The organism is Microbulbifer sp. ABF4_107 (assembly GCF_056312215.1).
On the sequence record NZ_CM149983.1, the window covers coordinates 4,107,456 to 4,125,887 of the forward strand.

The following is an 18,432-nucleotide window of genomic DNA, read 5'->3' on the forward strand; positions in this document are numbered from 1 at the left end:
GCAGTCTTCGGCGTTGATCAAATGAAGCTATAACTGGAAGCCTGTCAGAAAGTCCGATCTACAGTAAGCATGACCCTGGCACCTCGCTGACGTTCGGTGAGCTCAATAGTGTCGGCGATACCATTGCGGTCGTTTTCGTAGAGCCAGCGCTCCCATTTCTGCTGTTCATCTCCGATCTGGTCCGCTTGCAGGCGCACTTTGAACGCATCGAAAATGGCCGTTTCTACAAATGCTGTCCAGTAGCCGCGGGTGTGAAGATAGCTGTACTCATCCACGAAAAATTCTTCGCTCTCCTCACGACTTTGGTACCCGACGCCCCACGAGAGACTGTAGAAGGGGATATCTTGCCGAAAGTCCGCCTTATACGAGGGGCCGCTGATGTCCGTCAGTGGCCGAGTTTCTCCGGTCACCGGGTCTTCAAATTCAGTATCGATATAGTTTCCGTTCAACACCAGCTCCGCATTCGGAATCAATGCGGTTAGCGGCAGGTTCAGCGTTGTATCCACACCGTGGCTGATGGCATCTCCAGCATTTCCCAGCGCGGATGCCCCGGAGGGCAGAATAATGCGTTCGAGAACATCCTGGTGCCATTCTCGATAGAGCGTCAGCGCGAGTACGCCATTTTCAGAGAATCGATAATCCACACTGGTAGCGGCACGGTATTTTGAATCCGGCCGCAGGCGGGGGTTACCGGAAAGCTGGCGGTTATTGACCAGATCGGCGCTTGCTGCAAAGTCGCTGAAGTCCAGTTGGCCAACGGACCGGCGTAGATCAATCCTGAACTGTGTCGATTCGCCGGGGTCATAGGCAATGGCGAGTGATGGCTTTAAAAAAAACAGTGACTGTTGATCATTGCTGTCGCCGGTAACTGTCAGCTGTGAATATTCCGCCGCCAGGCCGGAATCCACCGTAAATCCGGAAAGCTGAAAGGTCGTGTTTGAAAAAATTTCGGCGCGTTGCTCTTTCGCTTGCGAGTATGACCCGTCAGTGGTTTCCGGTGTGTTCAGGTCAAGATCTCGGCTCGAAAAGTCGAGCCAGCTGCGCAGATGGCTGTAAGCCGCTTCTACGCCAAACTCGGAGCGTGTGAGCCGCTTGGGGGAATCTGGTGTGAAACTCAACAGCGTGCGCAACACATGCTCACCCTTGCGCTCTTCGAAGGCTAAGTTAGACATGCTTGCGGGGCTGCCCAAAGGGATTTCCATGAGCGAGTCTGAGTCTACTTTCCAGTTCTGAGCATTATTGATAGAAAGAATACGCAACTGCAGTTGATTGCTCAGAGGCTGCTGCCATTCAATCCCTACTTCTCCGGTGTAGTAGCGGCTGTCTCGGTCATTGTCGAAATGCCGTTGTGAGGGGATGCTTGACTGGTGATCCGGGACATCCTGCCTGGTGGTTTCCGTAAGGTACTGGCTCCAGCCGATGCGTCCGTTAACCAGTAACTGATTCCCACTGGAGAATTTCTGCTTCGTATCTCCGGAAAGAAAGACCTCATTGAGTGTGCTGGGGCGCGTTTCTTTCTGTCGCCCCATCAGGTCGCGATTATTGGAATAGCTGCGAATCTCTGCCGCACGGGGTTGACGCTCCTGGGTTGCACTGAGCTTGATTGCGCTCTCCCACTCGCCAAAAGTATCCGAGAGGCCAAACTCTGCAGCCGAAGATAGCTCCTCGCCCTCTGTGCCACCCAGTGAGAACGTGAACCGTTTTGCCGCGGTGGAATCTTTGCGTATGACATTGGCGAGGACGGACTGTCCAGAAGCATCGGACAAACCTGAGGCGCCTCGAATAATCTCGATCTTCTCCACCAGTCTCGAAGGAATACGTGACAGTGCTTCCTCGACACCTCCGGACTTTGTGGTCGGGCGCCGGCCGTCGATCAGCACATTGCCAGCCCCCGCCACAAATCCTCGAACATCATCGTCGGTTTCTTTTAGGGAAAACCCGGGTAGACGTGAAACCATATCCAGTGCGGTCTGCGGGGTGTATCTGGAAAAATATTCCGTCGAGTAAACCTCCCGTTGTGCGCTCAAGGTTGTGTTGGACTGGGCCTGTGACGGCGAATGTGTCAGAAGCGCGGCAGTGCTGCCAGCAATCCACAACGATATCCATATCGGTTTCACGTTAGTTCTCCCGGTTGCTCAACGAGTCCGTTTAAAATTGATAGTCAAGGACTATCCTGGCGCTGCGAGGTGCGCCCAGCATAAGCTGGTTGGCGTAAATGAAACCGGGGCTATCCTGGTGCAGGTAGAAAACGTCGGACCAGGATACATAGTCTTCGTCGAAGAGGTTGTCGATCCGCGCCGTAATCCGATAGTTCTCCGCGCGATAGGCCGCAAACAGGTTGGTAAGGGTATAACCCTTGAGCACTACGGTATTGGGGTTGTCCCCATAGCGGTCGTCGATATAGTGCACCGAGCCGCCGACTTCTAAGGGCAGGTCGGCGACGTTATCAACACTGGTAAACAGACTGGCGGTCAACTCGGGGACGTTGGGCGGTGTATTGCCAGCGAAGGTGTCGATATTGGCTGAGCGCTGGAAGGCCGCATCGGTATAGGCCGCATTGGCTCCTATACGCCAGTCATCACTGAGGGTAAACGAGGTGGAGACCTCCAGCCCTTTGGATTGTCTTCCGCCCACGTTGGTGACGCTGTCCAGGGAAAAACGCTCGTAGACGTCGTCTCTCTCAATACGATAAAGCGCGATGGTGGACTCGGCATCACCTTCAAGCCAGTTCGCTTTCAGGCCGATTTCTGCTTGCGCAGCATCGGTGAGGTCAAAGTCCTGATTGTTATTCACCAGAAATATATTTGAACTGACCGGGTCTTTGGCATTGCTGTACTGTGCATAAGCCACGACGTCATCGGAAATACTATAGACCCCGCCGAGCCGCCAGCTCACCCAGTCGTACTCTCGCGCAAAGCCGTTATTTTCCGATACCCCTTCCGCATTGAAGTTCTCGCGGGTGAGATCCAAAGCCTCGTGGCGGATGCCGGTGACAACACTGAGATTATCCGTGAGTTCCAGTGCGTTGCCGAAAAATACCGCATAGGTGTCGATATCTGTTGGGCTAACGCCGCGGAGTTCCCGAGGACCGTAGCTACCTGGTTCTGGATTCCATGGGTCGATTCCATCGCCTGCTTCCTGGGCGACGCTGCGACGAAAGCCTCGCGAGCGAACAAAATCCAGCTTGGTATTCTCAATGCCGAATACAGAGCGGCTTTCGACACCGCTGAACTCTGAATCGATATTGAGTGTTAGCCGACTTCCGAGTACTTCCTGCTCGTGATCCAGAATAAAGTAGCCGTAATAGCGCTGTACTTCACCTTGCTGAGTGCAGGTCCCCACCACATCGGTACAGTACACATAACCCTCGGCATTCTGCCATGCACGGTCGGCATCGAACTTGAACAGGGTATGCTGTAGGCGCATGTTGTCGTTAATCTTCCACTCGCTGTCCAGGCGCAGGAAAAGCTGGTCTGACTCAGCATAGGCATCGGCAACATTGTAGTTGTCAGTGCGCATTGCGCCATCGATAACTTCATCGCGTTCTGTTTGGATAACATCTAGAGGGTCGCGCGCGGCCGATCGTGGAACCAGCGGGGTACCGTAGTAGCTGCCGGCGTCGTCTTTCAAGTAGTCAGCACTCAGTTTGAAGTTGAGCTTATCGCTGGCTTCCCAGAACACACTGCCAGTCAGGTTGTTGGATTCGGCGTTGGTGCGGTCCACATAGCCTTCGCTGTCGTAGTGGCTCAAATCCAGGGTGTACCAGAGATCCTCTTTGATCTCCCCCTGGCTGCCAACCCCGATGTGTTGACTGTCAAAGCTACCGTAGCCAAGTTGCAGGTTAGCGCCCTGATCCATATCCGCGGATGCCGATTTGGTGATCGCGTTTACGGTGCCCGCCACGGAGCCGATACCATTCAACACGGATGCTGGGCCACGTAGGATTTCCACGCGCTGCAAATTGAAGGTGTTTTGCGGACGCATCACCATGGTGCTGGGCCCTATCCACAATCCGTCACGCAATACCGTAATCTGGCCGCGGGTAAAACCGCGCATGGAGAAAGTCGAGGGCGCGGAGGGCTGTTCACCAGTCACCACGCCAGGTAGGTTCGCCAGAGAATCTGAAAGCTTGGTGTATCCTCGTGCGCGCATCACTTCTGCATCAATAACCTCAATGGTGGCTGGTGTCTCCATTGCGGTGAGGCCAAGGCGGTTCGATGTAGTGGAAGTCTCATTCAGGCCGAGATTACCCACAGGGCTTCCGAAGACAACCATGTGCTCGATCGCTTTACTCTCTTCAATGTCTGATGGTTCGACATTCTCCACCTTCGAATCGTCTGCTGCTTGCACATAACCGGCAAAGACGATGGATGAGAACAGTGCACAATAACGCAAGCGTATTCCAGTATTGATATTCATAATATTGAACCAGGTTTTAGTGAAGGGATAAATTGCGCTAAGCGCTTGCAGTATTTCCGGTAGGGGAATTTACGGTTTGGTTTTTGCTGATCAGCTTAAATAGCAGGAGGGTGCTTATTAGTCCGATTAAGCTGTAGGTTAACCAGGGCAATACCGAGAGTTGATACAGGCGGGCGGTATCGATAAGTATCCCGCCAAGCCAACTCCCCAGTCCGCCACCAACAGCCAGCCCTAAAGAACTGAATCCCATATAGCTGCCCAGTGCCTTTTTGTTTGCGAGGCTGGCCGTGATAGTTTGCTGAGTGGGCCGCGTCATCAGAACGCCGAACGTGTAAATAGCCACCAACCCCAAAAAGACCGGGAAACTGGTTGCAAACCCGATAGCACCGCAGGTCAGCGACATAATGAGAAGACCTGTAAGGAAGATCTGTAGAGTGCTGAACCTCCGTTCCAGTCTTTTTACCAGGTGATATTGGGCAAGTATCGTTATTACTGCACTCATGGCATACATGAATCCGACGCTTTCCTGATGTGCACTCAATTTTTCAGCCCAAAGTGGAAAGCTGAGATTGAACTGTACGGACGTAAACCAGTAACCCATCATGAACATGGTGAAAAAGACAAATCGTTTGTCGTTTAATACCAATGCCAAGTTGCTAATGCTCGAATTTCTGGCTTCTTGCGGGCGACAAGTGGGGATAAATACGGCAGCAATCAGGCTGTTCGCCAAAAAACATAGTGCGGCAACGTAACAAACGACCTCAAAATTAAATTGTAGGAGTGCTATACCTAAAAGTGGTCCGAGTGCTGTGGCGATACCGCTGACCCAATTGCTCAGCAGGTAATAGTGCGCTCGGTCTTCTTCTGTAGTAAGGGCTACAATGCTAGCCTGGTAGGGCGCTTCGAACAGGGCGCCACCTAAAGCCGAGAGTGTCATTGCCAGTATTAGACCGGCAGGCTCAGAGGCTGTGGCCAAAACTGCAAAGCCAGAGGCTCGCACCAACACGCCAATACAGATCATTGGTTTGATGCCGAACTTATCACTCAGTAAACCTCCGGCAATGGTCAGCCCCTGCTGAACGATCTGTCTGACAGCCAGTGCGATGCCAACGATTGCGGTTGCCATACCCAGGTTGCTGACGAAGTGCACCGCCACCAGCGGGATGACCATGCTGAAACCGACCACCATAAAAAAGGTGTACACCAGCAGCCAACGCAAGCTTGATTTATGCGGGCCCGGAAGATCGGAGTACGGTTGGACGTGTTGTGACATATCTAATCTGCGCGATACAGATAAATAGAACTTGGCTCCGCACTAAACTGTGAATAGGGAAATGGCTCAGCGCAAACAGCGCTTACACCACTGCCCAAAAACTGCGGCGCAATAGCGTTGCCCGTCTGTGCATAGACCAATAGTGGAATATTCCTTTCTTTGACAGCCTGTAAAATTGTGTCAAACGAACCATTGGAAAGGGTCATGCCGGTCACAATCAGACGGTCGGCGCGACGTAAGACCGGATCCATATCCCGGGTCACATTTATCCCTGTGCTGGTGCGTGTCATATTGAAATCGCAGGGTAGACACTGTGCACCTCGCTTTTCAATTTCTTCCACAATCGGATTGACCACACCGATAAGCCCGACATTTTCATCTGCTTCCACAGCATGCAGGCTGACAATAGCCCGGTCTCGTGCGATTGCTCGTTCGTATGGTGTGCCCTGGGGCAGTTCAACTCTGGTTGCCTGTGGCTGGTCGCGGTGTGGCTTCAGTAGTGCAAAATAGGCGTCGAGTGCAGCGATACGTACCGGCAGTGCCGCGCACTCAAGTAGGTTAGCCAGGTTGATACCGGCAAGCGATTCTGTATCGATTTTATCCAGTTGCTCAGCTTCAACACAGCACCCGCCAAAAGCCGATCCTACGCGCAGGAGTAGATAAAAATTTCGGTAGCGGTGGCTTGCGCCGGGAAACTTAGTGAACTGTCGGACGGCAAATGCGCCGGCTACGGAGCATTGATGTGCATCCAGTTCATACTGCCCCTGTAAAACCCGTGTGATCAGACTGTCAACGGGAAGCTCTTTCTGTGATTTATATGTCATGACTCAGGCTTCCGCCTCTACTCGAATATCAGGCGTGAGTCGCATGATTGCCTGTTCTGCATAGTCTCGGGCTTTATTGCCGCTCTCATCGTGTGTGATGACAAAGCCGAGGTAGCAGGCATTGTCAATTGGCGGGTAAATGTCTTGAGACTGAGCTTGCTTCAGTGTCCATCTCTGCACGTTTGCACAGTTCTTCAGTTGCTCCTCACCATTGATCGCGATCAGTTTTCCGCGGGATTGAGGGACCAGGAATTTGATGGCAGCACTTCCCTGAATATTCTCCAGGCTGGAGAGATCTGGTTTCCTGTCGAGTGCCAGCTCAATGTGCACGTTGAGCAGGTCAATACCGGTCACCCTTTGGATAAGCTCGACAATGTAGTTGCCGCCGGGGCGGGGGTTGATCTCTACCAATCTAGGTCCGTTGGATGTCAGTTTTATTTCCGTATGACTGATTCCGTGATCGTGACCAACGGCTTCCAGCGTCGCGCGAACAAAATTCACGATTTCAACGGATTGTGCTTCTGGTAAATCTGCCGGAAACATATGCCCGTCTTCAATGAAATATGGCAGCCCGGTCAGGGATTTGTCCGTTATCCCTAAGATCGATGTTTTTCCTTGATGCGTAATCGCTTCCACGCTCACTTCTGGACCATCCATGTACTCCTCAAGCAGGCAGATGGTATCTCTTGGTTGATCGCGAAAGTTATGGGTGAAACTCGTCAGCTTGTCATACGCAACACGCAACTCGTCTTCATTGTTTACCAGCTGTACATAGGCACTAGATGCCAGGTCGGAGGGTTTGGCAATCAAGGGATAGCCAATGTCGGCAGCGGCTGCCCGTGTGCTGGACCAGCCACTGCCGGCGCTGAATCTGGGATTGGGTAACCTCGCACGCTCAAGCGCTTTCCGAACCAGGTGCTTGCGTCGGATGGTTTTGACATTGGAGGAGAATGACTGGGGTAATTTTAGAGCGCGGGCGACCTGACACACGGTATCAACATAGTAGTCACAGATTGTTAATACGCCGTCGAACTTCAGAGCCTGGTGCTGAATGGAGAGGAACGCTATGAGTGCATCGGTATCGTTGGTTTCGGCGGTAAGAATATTTTTCGCATAGAAAAATATCGGATGCATTTTCTCGGACGTCTCGTCCAGATAGTGGCTGGGGTTTCGGGTGATAAAAGTGAATGTGTGACCAAGATCACGAATGGCTTTTGGGAAAAGCCTGCCGGTGCCCTCAACCCAGTTCTCGATCAGTAGCAAGTGTGCCATGGGAATTCCCTTTGTGAGCGACCAGAAAAAATCCTATTCTGGTTTTAATCAGCTTGTCGGTTGTGTTATACCGTAACACCAAGGGGGCCGTTCAGACAACCCGGAATCGACAAGAAGGAACTTGCGCCAAATGCTGAATGAATATCAGGCCAATTTTAATTCTCGGAATAAAACTGTTTCGGGTGGAGGAGCAGTCCAGGGGCGGAAACCATTTGTTGGCGTTTGCCGTGGAGCGCTCGGAGAATTGTTCCAGGGACCGGCCGCGGACGATGCCGATGAAATCGTGGTGGTTTCGTCATTGATCCCAAAATATAGTTGGGCGTATTTCACGCCATGTGAAACGGGCTTTAGCAGTTTGCAGGATCAGAGACTGGCGACGCCTGAGCGTGTGAATGCGTTTCACGCGCTGGACCTGTTTTGTCGGGATCATGAAGTGATCTGGCCGAGCGGTTACTGGTCCTTTACCAGTGATCTGGAAGTTGCAAGAGGCATGGCCAGTTCTACGGCAGATATTGTCGCAATATTGCGCTGTGCTGCGAATTATATTCAGCACCCACTGACGACCGATGAGGTGATACGGATTCTGGCGAAAATTGAGCGATCGGACGCCGTGTTCTTGAGTCAGCTGTCCCTATTCTGCAGCTCAAATCACAAAGTCATTCATCAGTTCGATAAAATTCCTTCGTTATACGCGCTTTACATGCACGAGACAGCGACCGTGGATACCAATGGTACCAAGTCGCTTTTGGTCGATTTCTACAAAAGTAATTACAGTCACTACCGGGATCTCTTTCAAAGCGCGGAACTTGCACTTTCATCGGCAGACATCAAAGCAATGTGTCATGTCTCAACAAAAAGTGCGGAGCTTTCGAATGAAGTGATCCCGAAGCCCCACTTTCAGTCAATTTTTAGCGCGCAGTCAGATTTTTCAGCGGATGGCGTCATTGTGGCGCACACCGGATCGGTGGTAGGACTGCTTTATTGCCAGCCACCGCCTGTCGATGTGTTTCAGAGAGTGGCAGAGTTTTACCGGGAGCTCGGTGGCTACTGTCAGTTTGCAGATATTCGCGCATGATCCACACACATATTTCTGAAGCTATAAAAACGCCCGATCTGGTACATCTGAAAGGAAACCTCTACTTTGCCCGGTTTGAGTCCATGAAAGTGTATTCAACCCTTGCGGCAGTCGAGAACCTGCTTGAAAGCGGAGTTGTGGCGCCGGGACAAACACTGCTCGACAGCTCGAGTGGTATATACGCTTATGCGCTGGCGTTGGCCTGTCATAAATACGGGCTAAACTGCCACATCGTTGCATCGAAAACTGTTGATCCGGCACTCAAGCTACAGCTCGAGATTCTTGGCGCAACGGTTGAACCTGCAGCTTCTGCGCCCAATCTGAAGATGGATCAAAATAACCGGGTGCAGCGCATACAGCAAATATTACAGCAGCGCGATGATGTGCACTGGATGCAGCAGTACCACGACAGTATTCATTACCGGGGTTATCGGGAGTTTGCCCGGCTTTTGGCGGAGAACTTTTCAGAGCAAAAGCTTACCCTGGTGGGTGGAGTGGGGTCGGGTTGCTCAACAGGTGCGACGGCGGGATATTTGCGAGAGATGGGCCGGGAGGTGTGCCTTCATGGTGTACAGCCATTTGGCAGTGTGACGTTCAATTCCGAGCATGTAGAAGATCCAGATATTATTATCGCAGGTATAGGCAGCTCAATACCATTCAGGAATGTTCGTGCGAATCTATACGATTATATCCACTGGATTTCCTTTGATTACAGTCGGCACGGGTCCATCGAGCTATTAAAGAAATATGCAGCTTTCTCCGGCCTGTCAACGGGTTCCTGTTATACCGTGGCGCAATGGTGTGCGAACACTGTAGCAGCGGATGATCCCTGTATTTTTATCGGCGCTGATTTGGGATACCGGTATCTGGAGCCGGTGTTCTCGGCGCATAAAAATGCCAGAGATGTATCGAATTTTTGTCCAAAAGTAATCGACTCGGTAATTGATCTTTGTCTGGATTGGTGCCTGATGGATTGGCAGCGCCACGGTGTTTCCCACAACCGGAATTTAGACTATGAGGCCAGAGAAATAGATCATCAAACCGCATTGGTGGAGGCGTGACAATGTCTGGAAGCATACAGCCGACAAAGGATCGGGTGGTTCTGCTCGATGCAATGCGTGGTTTTGCTTTGTGCGGGATTATTTTTGCCAACCTGGTGAGTTTCACCGGATTCTACTCTTTGAGCTTTTCTCAGGTTCAGGCGTTGCCCGGGATTGATCGGGCTGTTTTGTTTGCGATCGATTATTTTGTGGAAGGGAAGTTTTACAGTATTTTTGCCATGTTGCTTGGCGCCGGTTGTTGGTTGCAGTACGCCCGCTTTCAGAGCCATCGACAAACGTTTCCAGTATTCTGGCTGCGGCGTATGCTAATTCTGTTTGTGTTCGGAGTATCCCACATGTACCTGATCTGGCATGGGGATATTCTGACCTTGTACAGTCTTCTTGGTGTCTGTCTTCTCCTGTTTCTGCGGCTTGAGAATCGCCTGCTGATGCCGTGCATAGTGGTGCTTCTGATCTTTCCTTTGGTTATTCACGTTGTCCTGGCAATTTCACATACGCATCCCTTTTGGAACGCGCTGAAATCGGCGGCGGATGCCCTCCGGCAATGGTTGGGATACCAGGGGGTAAGCCTGTTGGCATTGCGGGCAGGTGGTGGTGCTGAGGAGGTGTTTTGGGGGAACGTATTGAGTGCGATTCCCCGCGCTATGTCGTATCTGAAAACAGGGCGCCCGTTTCAGGTTCTGGGGCAGTTCTTACTGGGTATTTATCTGGTTCGTCTATATCTGCAAGGGAATGCGTCTAGTCCCAGTTGGCGCAGTGTGTTCTGTTTGCTGGGCCTGGGGGCCCTGTTGAATCTGGGCTATGCGTATATCAAGTATGAAACAGGTAGTCCGTTTTCTTTGGGTGGTTTGGGACTGGTTCAGGGTGTGATTTACCACTGTGGGTGTATCGTTCTGGCGCTGGGATATATGGCGCTGTTCTACCGTCTATGGCGTGCGGGTGCCAGCTTCGGCAGTTTGGCGAATGTGGGGCGGATGGCGTTGACGATGTACCTGATGCAAAGCATTTCTTGTGTGCTACTTTTCTATGCCTATGGCTTCGGGTTGATGGGGAAGTTGCCCTTTTATTCGATCGTCTTTTTTGGCATCGGAATTTTGCTGGTCCAGTTCCTGTTCGCACGATTCTGGCTGAGCAGGTTTCAGTTTGGCCCTGTCGAGTATTTGTGGCGGCGCTTGAGCTACTCGGCAGAACGGAAGCGAAGCGCCGAGGCCCGTTCCGGTATTGCATGAAAATCGAGCCATGAATTAGGCTCGGGTGGTCCATCATCGCGACCGATGTTTATCGGCTGGATCCAGGCAAAAAAATGGGCGGCCAGTGACCGCCCATCCTTATTTGTGAAGGGGAAAAAATTATTTTTTCCCCTTCATCGCCGCCGCGAGCAGGTCGCCCATGCTGCCGCGGCCACCGTTGCCGCCGCCCTGCTGTTGCTGACGGCTGCGGTTGTTGTGGCGGGTCGCCTGGCGAGACTCGCGGTGGTCGCCTTTCTTGACGCCGCCGCTACCCTGTTCACCGGGCTCGTCAGACATGCGCATGGACAGGCCGATACGCTTGCGCGCCACGTCCACTTCCATCACTTTCACCTTGACGATGTCGTTCGCCTTCACCACTTCGTGCGGGTCTTTTACGAACTTCTCACTTAGTGCAGAGATATGTACCAGACCATCCTGGTGCACACCGATATCCACAAACGCACCGAAGTTGGTGACGTTGGTGACGGTGCCTTCCAGCACCATGCCCGGGCGCAGGTCCTTGATTTCTTCCACGCCGTCTTCGAACTTGGCGGTGCGGAATTCCGGGCGCGGGTCGCGGCCGGGTTTTTCCAGTTCGCTGATGATGTCTTTCACCGTGGGTACACCGAATTTTTCATCGGTGTAGTCCGCGGGATTCAGGCGGCGCAGGAAGGCGGAGTCGCCGATCAGGCCGTTGATCTCGCGGCCGTTCTTTTCTGCGATTCGCTTCACCACGATGTAGGACTCCGGGTGCACACCGGAGCGGTCCAGCGGGTCTTCGCCATTGTTGATGCGCAGGAAGCCCGCGGCCTGCTCAAACGCCTTGGGCCCGAGGCGCGGTACTTCTTTCAACTGGGCGCGGCTCTTGAAGGCGCCGTTCATATCGCGATAAGTGACGATATTGGCGGCGATGGAGGCGGACAGGCCGGACACGCGGGTCAGCAGTGGTGCGGAGGCGGAGTTCAGCTCGGCGCCGACGCCGTTCACACAGTCTTCCACCACCGCGTCCAGGGAGCGCGCCAGTTGCGACTGGGATACGTCGTGCTGGTACTGGCCCACGCCGATGGATTTGGGTTCGATCTTCACCAGCTCTGCCAGCGGGTCCTGCAGACGGCGGGCGATGGAGATGGCACCGCGGATGGTCACGTCCAGGTCCGGGAATTCTTTCGCCGCGAATTCGGACGCCGAATACACGGAGGCGCCGGCCTCGTTCACCATCACCTTCTGTGCGGTCAGCTTGAACTGCTTGATGGTCTCGCCGACAAACTTGTCGGTCTCGCGGCTGGCGGTGCCGTTGCCGATGGCGATCAGGCCCACGTCGTATTTCTTGGCCAGTGTGGCGATCACCGCAGCGGATTCCGCCAACTTGTTCTGCGGCGGGTTCGGGTAGATGGCGGTGTGGTCCAGCACCTTGCCGGTGGCATCTACCACGGCCACTTTCACCCCGGTGCGCAGGCCCGGGTCCAGGCCGATGGTGGCTTTCTGGCCGGCGGGGGCGGACAGCAGCAGGTCTTTCAGGTTGCGGGAGAAGACCTTGATGGCTTCCTCTTCCGCCTTTTCCCGCAGCTGGCCCAGCAGGTCGGTTTCCAGACTGGTGAGCAGCTTGATACGCCAGGTCCAGCGCACCACTTCACCGAGCCATTTGTCGGCGGCGCGGCCGTGGTCTTCGATCTCCACGTGGCGGGCGATCATCGCCTCGCACGGGTGGGCCTGGGTCGGTGCGCGCTCTTCGTCGCCCTCCAGCCCCAGGTTGATCGCCAGAATGCCTTCGTTGCGGCCGCGGAAGATGGCCAGCGCCCGGTGGCTGGGTACCTTGGACCAGTCCTCGGCGTATTCGAAGTAGTCGCGGAACTTGGCCCCTTCCTCTTCCTTGCCGTCCAGCAGCTTGGATTTCACCTGGCCCTCGCGGCTCAGGAAATCACGCAGTTTGCCCAGCAGCTCGGCGTCCTCGGCGAAGCGCTCCATCAGTATGAACTTGGCACCGTCCAGCGCGCCCTTGATGTCTTTGACGTGCAGGGCGGCGTCTTCGTTGTCGCTGTTGAGGTATTTCTGCGCTTCCTCTTCCGGATTCAGGGTGGGATCGGCGTAGAGGGCGTCGGCCAGCGGCTCCAGGCCCGCTTCGATGGCGATCTGGCCTTTGGTGCGGCGCTTGGGCTTGTAGGGGAGATAGAGGTCTTCGAGGCGGTTCTTGGTATCGGCGGCGTTGATCTGTTGCGCCAGTTCCGGGGTCAGCTTGCCCTGCTCGTCGATGCTTTTGAGGATCGCGGCGCGGCGCTCTTCCATCTCGCGCAGGTAGCGTAGGCGGTCTTCCAGGGTACGCAGCTGGGTGTCGTCCAGTTCGCCGGTGACCTCCTTCCGGTAGCGGGCGATAAACGGCACCGTGGCGCCCTCGTCCAGCAGTCCTACGGCGGCGGCCACCTGTTGTGGGCGCACGTTCAGTTCTTCGGCTATACGGGCGTTGATATCCAACATCTTGTTATCTGCTTCCTCAGAAAGTCACTTGGTGAGTCATCGGTATTTCATCCGTTCGACGGCTGCGCCGGATCAGGTCATAGAAATGGGCGCGCGAATGACCGGCGCAGGCGATAGTGCAGGAGACTCCCCTGTCCAATCCCTCGTGTCGGTCACAAAAAAGGGCGGCCATTATGGGCCATGCGGCGCCGGTCACCAAGATTGAAAATGCCATGAAAGGCTGGCAGGAAATCGGCCCCAATGGTCATTTGCGGTCAGCTGCATTCTGCTGCGACGGCCTGCAGCCGGGGGTGGTTCCAAAGTGGTGCGAGCCCTGTAGAATGCGCAACTAGTTAAATTTTGATCAACGGAAATACCTGTGAATTCTCCGAAAAAAAGCTCCGGTAAAAATAAGGTTCTGGGAATTGTTGCTGTAGTGGGCGTGGCCGCTGTAGCCGCAGTGACTCTTCTGGCCCCCAAGCCTGAGGAAAAAGTTGCAGAAGCGGCGCTGCCGCCGGTGGCCGATGTGGTCTACGCGACCCCCGGCCGCCAGACCCTGCTGGTGCCCAGCCAGGGCTCGGTGCGTGCGCGCCACGAGATTGAAGTGGTGGCCCGTGTGGGCGGGGTGATCGAGAGCGTGAACGACGCTTTTGTACCCGGTGGATTCTTCAAGCAGGGGGATTCCCTGATCCAGATCGAGCCGGCGGATTACCGCCACGCCCTGACCCGCGCCGAATCCCAGGTGGCCAATGCCGCCGCGACCCTTGCTCAGGAGCAGGGTATGGCCAAACAGGCCAAACGCGAGTGGCGCGACCTGGGCACCAAGACCGCCAATAGCCTGTTCCTGCGCGAGCCGCAGCTGGCCGCCGCCGAAGCCGGCCTCGCGGCCGCAAAAGCCGATCGCGATCAGGCCAAACTGGACCTGGAGCGCACCGGGGTGAAGGCGCCATTCCCCGGCCGCGTGGTGGAGACTCTGGTGGATATCGGCCAGTACGTGACTCCGGGCACCAAGCTCGCGCGTATTCACAGCACCGGTGTGGCGGAAGTGCGCCTGCCGCTGACCGACCATCAACTGTCTCTGCTGGAGCTGCCTTTGGGAAGTGCCATCGAGAATGGCCCGGCGGTACGGGTTGCCGCCAATCTGGCCGGTAAAGAGCGCGAGTGGCGCGGCCAGATCGTGCGCACCGAAGCGGCGATCGACCCGAATAGCCGCTTCGTTTACGCGGTCGCCCAGATTCAGAATCCCTACGCCGGCGAAGCGCCGCTGATCAACGGCCTGTTTGTCGAAGCGCAGATTGCCGGCAAGACCTACGACGACATCAGTGTGCTGCCGCGCCAGGCCCTGCACGAAGGCAGCCATATTCTGGTGCTGAACGAGGAAAACCAGCTGGGCTTCCGCGATATGCAGCTGCTGCAGGCGGTGGGCGACCAGGTGTGGCTGCGCGGCAATCTCGCCATCGGTGAAAAAGTTGTGATCTCCAGCCTCGGCTATTCCCGCGAGGGCATGGTGCTGACCCCAAACCCGCTGAACGAAAAGCCCTCCGGGCTGATGCTGGGCGAAAAAGCGCCGGCGGCTGACGCGGAAAAAGAAGACTCCGACAGCAGCGGTGCCACCGCTTCCGCGCAGGGGGCCCGCTGATCATGCAAGGCATCATCGGATGGTTCGTCCGCAACAGTAAGGCCGCCAATCTGCTGATGATCATGATCATCATCGGCGGCATCTTCGGTATTTCCCACGTGGGCCGCGAGGTGTTCCCAGCCATCAACCCCGGCATCGTCAAGGTCGACATCAGCTACCCCGGCGCCGGCCCCGCGGAAGTGGAGCAGCAGGTGACCTTGCGGGTCGAGCAGGCCATCGCCGAGGTGAAGGGCATCAAGGAGATCAACTCCTGGTCCGCCCGCAGCCACAGCACCGTGCGCATAGAGTCCCAGGAGGGTTACGACGAGCTGCGCCTGCTGAACGACATCAAGGTGCAGGTGGATTCCATCAGTACCTTCCCCTCGGACATCGAGCGCCCGGTGATCGCGCTGGAAGAGTGGGAACAGCAGATGATGATGATCGCCATCGGCGGTCCCGTCTCCGACCGTCAGCTGAAGCAGACCGCGCTGGACCTGCGCGACAAGCTGATGCTGCTGCCCGGTGTGCGTCGTGTCGATGTGTGGGGTGACCGCGCGGATGAAGTGTCCATCGAGGTTTCCGAAGTCAATCTGCGCCGCTACAACCTGACCTTTGACGATGTGGCCAATGCGGTGCGCCGCTCTTCTCTCGACCTGCCGGCGGGCCGTGTGCGTTCCGACCGCGGTGATATCCAGGTGCAGACTCGCGGCCAGGCCTATACCCAGGCGGACTTCGAGCGCATCCCGCTGCTGAGCCGCGCCGACGGCACCCAGTTGCTGCTGGGCGATGTGGCCGCAGTCAACGACGGCTTTGAGGAAGAGGGATCCATCATCCGCTTCAACGGCGAGTCTGCCATGAACCTGCGGGTCATGCAGGGCGAGCCGCTGGACGTGGTGGCCACTGCCGATGCCATCAACGAGTTCATGAAAGAGGCGCGCGAAAATCTGCCGCCGGGGATGGAGTTCGAGACCTGGTTCGACTTCTCCGAAGCCTATGAAAGCCGCATGAGCATGCTGTTCTGGAACGCGGTCACCGGTCTCGCGCTGGTGTTTGTATTGCTGATGCTGTTCCTGCGCCCGGCGCTGGCGGTGTGGGTAACGGTGGGTATTTTCACCGCGTTTATGGGCGCCTTCTGGCTGCTGCCGGTGACAGGTGTGACCCTGAATATGCTGTCGCTGTTCGCCTTCCTGATGATTCTCGGGATCGTAGTGGACGATGCGATTATCGTCGGGGAAGCGGTGCACGCCGCCCACGACCGCGGGGAGACCGGGCTTCAGGCCGCGGAAACGGGGGTGAAAACCGTCTCCGCACCGGTGATCTTCGCCGTGGTCTCCACCATGGTGTTCTTCATTCCCATGCTGTTCCTGCCCGGGGTGACCTCGCAGATGATGCTGGCGCTGCCGGTGGTGGTACTGCTGTGTCTGGCCTTCTCCCTGGTGGAGTCGCTGCTGATCCTGCCGGCGCACCTGGTAAACCTGAAACCAGAGAAGAAAGCGACTTCCGGTCTCGGGCTGAAGCTGCAGGCGGTGCGCGGCAAGTTTGCCCGGGCCATGCAGCAGGCCGGTGACAAGTACTACATGCCGCTGTTGGAGAAGTCCCTCAGCAACAGTCGCGCAACGGTAATGATCTTCTTTGTGGCCCTGATCCTGTCCTTTGCGGTGTTCAAGGGCGGTTATATCGGCTCCGCCTTCTCCCCGGAAGTACCATCGGACATGCTGGAACTCCGCACCACCATGGCTCAGGGTGAATCGTTCGAGGAGTCCAAACGGGTACTGCAGAAGTTTGAGCGCGCCGGCGCCCAGCTCGCCAAGGACCCCGAAATGCTGGCGCTGAACGGTGGTGAGCCGTTTGTGGAAAACACCATGGTGTTCCTGTGGCGCGGCAACGTCACCGTACTGCTGCAGCTCACCGACGGAGAGCAGCGGGATGTCACCTCGGAACAGCTGGCGCTGAAGTGGCGCGAATACGTGGGTGAGCTGCCGGCCAGTGTGGAAGAGATGAAGATCCACCACACCATCAACGACGGTGGCGCGGGCATGTCCCTGAACCTGAGCACATCGTCCGGTGATATGGATGAACTGCGCCGCGCCGCGGATGTGGTGAAAGAAGCGCTGAACAACTTTGCCGGCGTTTACGACGTGCGCGATAACCTGGTGGCTGCCCGCCAGGACATCGAGATCCAGCTGAAGCCTCACGCCACCAATATGGGTATCGGCCTCAGTGACGTGGCCAAGCAGGTGCGCCAGGGTTTCTACGGTGAGGAAGTCCAGCGCATCCCCCGCGGCCGTGAAGACGTGCGGGTGATGGTGCGCTATCCACAGGAAGAGCGCGCCAACGAAGACCAGATCGACCGGATTCGCGTGCGTACCGCGGAAGGTGAAGTGCCGTTCAGTGCGGTGGCCGATGCGGTCTATGTGCCGGGCTACACCACCATCCGTCGCAACGATCGCGAGCGCACGGTGCAGGTGACTGCGGAACTGATTCCGGGCTCATCGCCGGCCTTTGAAATTCTCAAGCAACTGCGGGAAGAGAACCTGAAGCAGTGGGAGGCGCGCTTCCCGGGCTTCAGTCTTAAGACGGCGGGCGAGATGCAGGAAGAGGCGGAATTTGGCACGGCAATTCTGGCGTTCTTTATTCTGTCGCTGTTTGCAATCTATGCGCTGCTGGCGATCGCGTTCCGCTCGTACTCTCAGCCACTGCTGATTCTGACGGCGGTGCCGTTCGGCTTCTTCGGCGCGATTCTGGGGCACCTGTTGATGGGCTATGACATCAGTATTATGTCGATGCTGGGCTTCCTGGCGGCGGCGGGTGTTGTGGTGAACGATAACCTGGTGTTGATGGACCGGATCAATCAGCTGCGGGCGCAGGGGCTGGCGGTGATGGATGCGGTGGTACAGGCGGGGCGGGATCGCTTCCGTCCGATTATCCTGACTTCCATTACGACATTTATCGGTCTGGTGCCGATTATGTTCGAGCGCTCGATCCAGGCGCAGTTCCTGATTCCGATGGTGGTGAGCCTGGCGTTTGGTGTGCTTTGTGCGACCTTCGTGACTCTGATTCTGGTGCCGAACCTGTATAAGGTGATCGAGGTGCTGCGGGTCAAGTTTAAAGGCGAAAAGGCTTCTGAGGAGTTGCCGGTTAGCTTCGAGAAAGTCTGATTGGGCTGCGCGCCGCTGGGCTCTTTTGGGGCCGGTGGCGCCCCTGATCGGG

At 55.8% G+C, this 18,432-nt stretch carries 11 protein-coding genes; 5 read left to right on the forward strand and 6 right to left on the reverse strand.

The genetic code is table 11. The features are described 5' to 3' along the window. Nucleotides 1-44 precede the first annotated feature (44 nt). Genes ACYX4K_RS16905 through ACYX4K_RS16925 form a run of 5 tightly spaced genes read right to left on the reverse strand, consistent with a single transcriptional unit; the run spans nt 45 to nt 7,788 of the window. Nucleotides 45-2,117, reverse strand: coding sequence for a TonB-dependent receptor plug domain-containing protein (locus ACYX4K_RS16905; protein ID WP_475090985.1), 2,073 nt, complete (start codon nt 2,115-2,117; stop codon nt 45-47). A 31-nt stretch (nt 2,118-2,148) separates the two neighbouring features. Beyond that, a complete protein-coding gene (locus ACYX4K_RS16910; protein WP_476178734.1) occupies nt 2,149-4,419 on the reverse strand; it encodes a TonB-dependent receptor in 2,271 nt (756 codons plus the stop codon). A gap of 37 nt (nt 4,420-4,456) precedes the next feature. Then, nucleotides 4,457-5,692, reverse strand: a complete 1,236-nt coding sequence (locus ACYX4K_RS16915; protein WP_475090983.1) for an MFS transporter — start codon at nt 5,690-5,692, stop codon at nt 4,457-4,459. 2 nt (nt 5,693-5,694) lie between these two features. Beyond that, complete coding sequence (locus tag ACYX4K_RS16920; RefSeq protein WP_475090982.1) at nt 5,695-6,516, reverse strand: Rossmann-like domain-containing protein; 822 nt, start codon at nt 6,514-6,516, stop codon at nt 5,695-5,697. Between the two features lie 3 nt (nt 6,517-6,519). Beyond that, nucleotides 6,520-7,788, reverse strand: a complete 1,269-nt coding sequence (locus tag ACYX4K_RS16925) for an ATP-grasp domain-containing protein (protein ID WP_475090981.1) — start codon at nt 7,786-7,788, stop codon at nt 6,520-6,522. A gap of 130 nt (nt 7,789-7,918) precedes the next feature. Between ACYX4K_RS16925 and ACYX4K_RS16930 the strand changes: the two genes are divergently transcribed. The 3 genes from ACYX4K_RS16930 to ACYX4K_RS16940 are packed head-to-tail and all read left to right on the forward strand — an operon-like array spanning nt 7,919 to nt 11,153. Next, nucleotides 7,919-8,863, forward strand: coding sequence for a GHMP family kinase ATP-binding protein (locus ACYX4K_RS16930; RefSeq protein WP_475090980.1), 945 nt, complete (start codon nt 7,919-7,921; stop codon nt 8,861-8,863). Then, on the forward strand, nt 8,860-9,924 hold the full coding sequence (locus ACYX4K_RS16935; RefSeq protein ID WP_475090979.1) for a pyridoxal-phosphate dependent enzyme: 1,065 nt from the start codon (nt 8,860-8,862) through the stop codon (nt 9,922-9,924). Before ACYX4K_RS16930 ends, ACYX4K_RS16935 begins: the two co-directional genes overlap by 4 nt. A 2-nt stretch (nt 9,925-9,926) precedes the next feature. Continuing rightward, nucleotides 9,927-11,153, forward strand: a complete 1,227-nt coding sequence (locus ACYX4K_RS16940) for a DUF418 domain-containing protein (RefSeq protein WP_475090978.1) — start codon at nt 9,927-9,929, stop codon at nt 11,151-11,153. Between the two features lie 120 nt (nt 11,154-11,273). On the opposite strand, the gene ACYX4K_RS16945 is transcribed toward ACYX4K_RS16940, so the two are convergent. Continuing rightward, the gene (locus ACYX4K_RS16945; protein WP_475090977.1) at nt 11,274-13,625 is read right to left on the reverse strand and encodes a Tex family protein; all 2,352 of its coding nucleotides are present in this window, start codon (nt 13,623-13,625) and stop codon (nt 11,274-11,276) included. Between the two features lie 358 nt (nt 13,626-13,983). Here ACYX4K_RS16945 and ACYX4K_RS16950 point away from each other — a divergent pair, with 358 nt between their 5' ends. Beyond that, the gene (locus ACYX4K_RS16950; RefSeq protein ID WP_475090975.1) at nt 13,984-15,243 is read left to right on the forward strand and encodes an efflux RND transporter periplasmic adaptor subunit; all 1,260 of its coding nucleotides are present in this window, start codon (nt 13,984-13,986) and stop codon (nt 15,241-15,243) included. A 2-nt stretch (nt 15,244-15,245) separates the two neighbouring features. After that, nucleotides 15,246-18,380 (forward strand): efflux RND transporter permease subunit, encoded by a 3,135-nt coding sequence (locus tag ACYX4K_RS16955; RefSeq protein ID WP_475090973.1) that lies wholly within the window; start codon nt 15,246-15,248, stop codon nt 18,378-18,380. Nucleotides 18,381-18,432: the final 52 nt, after the last annotated feature.